Here is a 6110-nt window from a genome sequence, read left to right on the forward strand (position 1 = left end):
GCATGGATGCGGCGAGAGCGCCGTCAGGACATGGATGTCCGTTCGGCGCGGGCCCACGGAGCGAGACCGGAGTGAAGGAACCCTGACGAAGGAAGGGCCAAACCGAGAGCAGGCACTTTTGGTTACTTTTAGTGCTTTTTAAAAGTAACTCGCCGAAGGCGAAACCGAGGCCGCCAGGCCGACGCCCTTGATCCTGGCGCACTAAGCCACGCCGCAGGTCCAGGCCTGCAACCCGATGTCCGAATATGTCGCAGCATCGCAAGCAGATTCAGGGCGCCACTCGTTAAGCTGCACCCACGCCGAACAAATGTGACGGCACACACACCAAAAGCGTTAGTAAAACAGGCAACGCGAAACGCGACGCCCCCTGTCACGTTATGCTGACTATCATCGACCAGACGCAAACGAGACAAACACACAAGCTCCACCCGACACACGCATCTCTCCTATATAAAAGCTCAAGCCAATCGGAGTACCACAGATGGCGTTCTTCACCGCAGCCAGCAAGTCCGACTTCCAGCACCAACTGCGAGCGGCACTGGCTCAGCACATCAGCGAACAGGCACTGCCACAAGTGGCGCTGTTCGCCGACCAATTCTTCGGCATCATCTCCCTCGACGAACTCACCCAGCGCAGACTCTCTGACCTGGCCGGTTGCACCCTCTCGGCCTGGCGCCTGCTCGAACGATTCGAGCACGGCACGCCCCAGGTCCGCGTCTACAACCCCGATTACGAACGTCACGGCTGGCAGTCCACCCACACCGCCGTCGAAGTCCTGCACCACGACCTGCCCTTTCTGGTCGACTCGGTGCGTACCGAACTGAACCGCCGCGGTTACAGCATCCACACGCTGCAGACCACCGTGCTGAGCGTCCGCCGTGACGCGAAAGGCCAGTTGCTCGAACTGCTGCCAAAAGGCACCACCGGCGACGACGTCCTGCAAGAATCGCTGATGTACCTGGAGATCGACCGTTGCGCCAATGCCGCGGAGCTGAACGTGCTCGCCCGCGAACTGGAGCAGGTGCTGGGCGAAGTCCGCGTTGCCGTTGAAGACTTCGAGCCGATGAAAGCCAAGCTCCACGAGCTGCTGGTCGGCATCGACGCCACCGAATACAACATCGACCCCGAGGAGAAATCCGAGGTCAAGGTGTTCCTCGAGTGGCTGGTGAACAACCACTTCACCTTCCTCGGCTATGAAGAATTTACCGTCGACAACGAAGGCGAGGGCGGTCAGCTCCAGTACGACCCGTCGTCCTTCCTCGGTCTGACCAAACTGCTGCGCGCAGGGCTCACTGCCGAAGACCTGCACATCGAAGGCTATGCAGTGAAGTACCTGCAGGAGCCGACCCTGCTGTCCTTCGCCAAAGCCGCGCACCCGAGCCGCGTGCATCGCCCGGCGTACCCGGACTACGTGTCGATCCGCCAGATCGACGCCGACGGCAAGGTCATCAAGGAATCGCGCTTCATGGGCCTGTACACCTCGTCAGTGTATGGCGAAAGCGTGCGCGCCATTCCCTACATCCGCCGCAAGGTTGCCGAAGTCGAGCGCCGTTCCGGCTTCGACGCCAAGGCCCACCTGGGCAAGGAACTGGCGCAGGTGGTTGAAGTGCTGCCCCGCGATGACCTGTTCCAGACCCCGGTGGACGAGCTGTTCACCACCGTCATGTCGATCGTGCAGATCCAGGAGCGCAACAAGATCCGCGTGTTCCTGCGCAAAGACCCCTACGGCCGTTTCTGCTACTGCCTGGCCTACGTGCCGCGCGACGTCTATTCCACCGAAGTCCGTCAGAAGATCCAGCAAGTGCTGATGGATCGTCTGAAGGCGACCGATTGCGAGTTCTGGACCTTCTTCTCCGAGTCGGTACTGGCGCGCGTGCAGCTGATCCTGCGTGTGGACCCGAAAGTCACCCTCGACATCGACCCGCAGCAGCTGGAAAACGAAGTCATCCAGGCCTGCCGTTCGTGGAAAGACGACTACGCCAGTCTGGTCATCGAAAGCTTCGGTGAAGCCCAGGGCACCAACGTGCTGGCCGACTTCCCTAAAGGTTTCCCGGCAGGCTACCGCGAGCGTTTCGCCGCACACTCCGCCGTGGTCGACATGCAACACGTGCTGAGTCTGTCCGAAGCCAATCCGCTGGTGATGAGCTTTTACCAGCCGCTGTCGGGCGACAAGGCGCAGTTGCACTGCAAGCTGTACCACGCTGACACGCCGCTGGCGCTGTCCGACGTGCTGCCGATTCTGGAAAACCTTGGCCTGCGCGTGCTCGGTGAATTCCCGTACCGCCTGCGCCACACCAATGGCCGCGAATTCTGGATTCACGACTTCGCGTTCACCTACGGCGAAGGTCTGAAACTGGACCTGCAACAGCTCAACGACACGCTGCAGGACGCCTTCGTCCACATCGTCCGTGGCGAAGCCGAAAACGACGCCTTCAACCGTCTGGTGCTGACGGCCGGTCTGCCGTGGCGCGACGTGGCGCTGCTGCGTGCCTACGCGCGTTACCTGAAGCAGATCCGTCTAGGCTTCGACCTGGGTTACATTGCCAGCACGCTGAACAACCACGCTGACATCGCTCGCGAGCTGACGCGTCTGTTCAAGACCCGCTTCTACCTGGCGCGCAAGCTCAGCGGCGGCGACCTCGACGACATGCAGCAGCGTCTGGAGCAGGCCATTCTGACCGCGCTGGACGGCGTGCAAGTGCTCAACGAAGACCGCATCCTGCGTCGCTACCTTGACCTGATCAAGGCGACCATGCGCACCAACTTCTATCAGACCGACGCCAACGGCCAGAGCAAGAGCTACTTCAGCTTCAAGTTCAACCCGCGCCTGATCCCAGAGCTGCCGAAGCCAGTGCCGAAGTTCGAAATCTTCGTCTACTCGCCGCGCGTCGAAGGCGTGCACCTGCGCTTCGGCAACGTGGCCCGTGGCGGCCTGCGCTGGTCCGACCGTGAAGAAGATTTCCGCACCGAAGTGCTGGGTCTGGTCAAAGCCCAGCAAGTGAAGAACTCGGTCATCGTGCCGGTCGGCGCCAAGGGCGGCTTCCTGCCCCGTCGTCTGCCGACCACCGGGACCCGCGACGAGATTCAGGCCGAAGCCATCGCTTGCTACCGCCTGTTCATTTCCGGCCTGCTGGACATCACCGACAACCTGAAAGAAGGCGCGCTGGTGCCGCCGGCCAACGTCGTGCGCCACGACGACGATGACCCGTACCTGGTCGTCGCCGCCGACAAAGGCACCGCGACCTTCTCCGACATCGCCAACGGTATCGCCATCGACTACGGCTTCTGGCTCGGCGACGCCTTCGCTTCCGGCGGCTCGGCGGGTTACGACCACAAGAAAATGGGCATCACCGCCAAGGGCGCGTGGGTCGGCGTGCAGCGCCACTTCCGCGAGCGCGGCATCAACGTGCAGCAGGACAGCATCAGCGTGATCGGCGTCGGCGACATGGCCGGTGACGTGTTCGGCAACGGCCTGTTGATGTCCGACAAGCTTCAGCTGGTGGCGGCCTTCAACCACCTGCATATCTTCATCGATCCGAATCCGGACCCGGCGAGCAGTTTTGTCGAGCGTCAGCGTCTGTTCGACCTGCCGCGTTCGGCGTGGACCGATTACGACACCAGCCTGATGTCCGAAGGCGGCGGTATCTTCCCGCGCAGCGCGAAAAGCATCGCGATCACCCCGCAGATGAAAGCGCGCTTTGACATCACCGCTGACAAGCTGACCCCGACCGAACTGATGCACGCGCTGCTCAAGGCGCCAGTGGATCTGCTGTGGAACGGCGGCATCGGCACCTACGTCAAGGCCAGCACCGAATCCCACGCGGACGTCGGCGACAAGGCCAACGACGCGCTGCGCGTCAACGGCAATCAGCTGCGCTGCAAAGTGGTGGGCGAGGGTGGCAACCTGGGCATGACCCAGCTGGGCCGTGTCGAATTCGGCCTGATGGGCGGCGCGACCAACACCGACTTCATCGACAACGCCGGTGGCGTGGACTGCTCCGACCATGAAGTGAACATCAAGATCCTCCTGAACGAAGTGGTCCAGGCCGGCGACATGACCGAGAAGCAGCGCAACCTGCTGCTCGAAAGCATGACCGACGAAGTGGGCAACCTCGTTCTCGGCAACAACTACAAGCAGACCCAGGCCCTGTCCCTGGCGGAGCGCCGTGCCTACGAGCGCATCGCCGAGTACAAACGCCTGATGAGCGACCTGGAAGCGCGCGGCAAGCTGGACCGTGCCATCGAGTTCCTGCCGGCGGAAGATCAACTGGCCGAGCGCATCGCCGAGAAGAAGGGCCTGACCCGGGCCGAGCTGTCGGTGCTGATCTCCTACAGCAAGATCGACCTCAAGGAAGCGCTGCTGGAATCCCGCGTTCCGGATGACGACTACCTGGCCCGCGACATGGAGACGGCGTTCCCGCCGTCACTGGGTGCGAAGTTCTCCGAGTCGATGCGTCGTCACCGTCTGAAGCGCGAAATCGTCAGCACGCAGATCGCCAACGACCTGGTCAACCATATGGGCATCACGTTCGTGCAGCGGCTCAAAGAGTCGACCGGCATGACCGCGGCCAACGTGGCTGGGGCTTACGTGATCGTGCGTGACATTTTCCACCTCCCGCACTGGTTCCGTCAGATCGAGGCGCTGGACTACAAGGTCCCGGCCGAGATTCAACTGGCGTTGATGGATGAGCTGATGCGTCTGGGCCGTCGCGCGACGCGCTGGTTCTTGCGCAGCCGTCGCAACGAACTGGACGCGGCGCGTGATGTGGCGCACTTCGGTCCACACATCGCGACGCTGGGTCTGAAGCTGGACGAGTTGCTGGAAGGCCCGACCCGTGAGGTCTGGCAGACGCGTTATCAGGAGTACGTCGCGGCCGGCGTGCCGGAGTTGCTGGCGCGGATGGTGGCGGGTACGAGTCATTTGTACACGCTGTTGCCGATCATCGAGGCGTCTGATGTGACCGGTCAGAATGCAGCGGATGTGGCTAAGGTGTATTTCGCGGTGGGCAGTTCGCTGGATGTGACGTGGTATCTGCAGCAGATCAGTGCGTTGCCGGTGGAGAACAACTGGCAGGCGCTGGCCCGTGAGGCGTTCCGTGATGATATCGATTGGCAGCAGCGGGCGATTACGGTGTCGGTGTTGCAGATGGCGAATGGTCCTGCGGATGTCGAGGAGCGTTTGAGTCTGTGGCTGGAGCAGCATTTGCCGATGGTCGAGCGCTGGCGCGCAATGTTGGTGGAGTTGCGTGCGGCGAGCGGTAACGATTATGCGATGTATGCGGTCGCTAACCGTGAGTTGCTGGATCTGGCGATGAGTGGGCAGACGGCTGTGGTTTGAGGGTTTAGTCGTCTGTAACTGGAAGCCCCGCGTTGAGAGACGCGGGGCTTTTTTGTTTTTGCGTTTGGGAGATCAAGGTCAAGGGCGTCTGCCTGGGGGCAGACTGTTTCGCCTTCGGCGAGTTACTTGATAAAGCCCCAAGTAACCAAGGGCTTGTGCTCCTGGTTTGGCCCTTCCTTCGTCAGGGTTCCTTCACTCCGGTCCCGCTCCGTGGGCCCGCCGCCATCCGCCATCCATGGCGGGGGGCGGCTCTCGCGGCATCCATGCCGCTCGACCCACGGAGCGAGACCTGCGTTCAGCCTGCACCCAAGTCGCGTCTGGCGGTGTCTGGACTGTTTGTGTTCAAAGATCAAAAGCAAGGCAGATCAACAGCTTCCCGGCTGAAGCCGGTCCTACTGACCGCGCGCGTTTCAAATTGTAGGACCGGCTTTAGCCGGGAAGGGGCCGGTGTGAGCACCATCCCTTTCGCGGAATGTACCCTGATGATCGTGCCCACGCTCCGCGTGGGCATGCAGCCTGTGACGCTCTGCGTCGCTCTTTCAAAGGGCTGAGCGGTTATTTCAATCGCGCCATGCTGATGGCGTCGACGAGGACGCCGTCGCGTATGGCGTAATCCCGCAGGCGGCCTTCGGTTTCGAAGCCGAATTTGCGGTACAGCGCCAGGGCGGCTTCGTTATCGGCAAACACGGTGAGTTCAACCCGGTGCAGGTTCATCCAGTTGTCCGCGACTTCCAGCACGGCGGCCATCAGCCGCGACCCCACCCCTTTACCC

At 61.9% G+C, this 6110-nt stretch carries 2 protein-coding genes; one reads left to right on the top strand and one right to left on the bottom strand.

Annotated elements, in window-relative coordinates; genetic code table 11:
- Positions 1-481: 481 nt before the first annotated feature.
- Positions 482-5338 carry an NAD-glutamate dehydrogenase gene (locus tag QMX88_RS28355; protein WP_282373565.1) on the top strand — a complete coding sequence of 1619 codons (4857 nt, stop codon included), beginning with the start codon at positions 482-484 and terminating at the stop codon, positions 5336-5338.
- Between the two features lie 555 nt (positions 5339-5893).
- Here QMX88_RS28355 and QMX88_RS28360 read toward each other — a convergent pair.
- Positions 5894-6110, bottom strand: a 217-nt coding sequence (locus tag QMX88_RS28360; protein ID WP_282373566.1) for a GNAT family N-acetyltransferase, incomplete at its 5' end; no start/stop codon positions are given.

The organism is Pseudomonas sp. PS02290 (assembly GCF_029960075.1).
Lineage (GTDB): Bacteria > Pseudomonadota > Gammaproteobacteria > Pseudomonadales > Pseudomonadaceae > Aquipseudomonas.

Coding starts and splice junctions, on each gene's coding strand:
- QMX88_RS28355 (WP_282373565.1), top strand. CDS start 482: ATGGCGTTCTTCACCGCAGCCAGCAAGTCCGACTTCCAGCACCAACTG.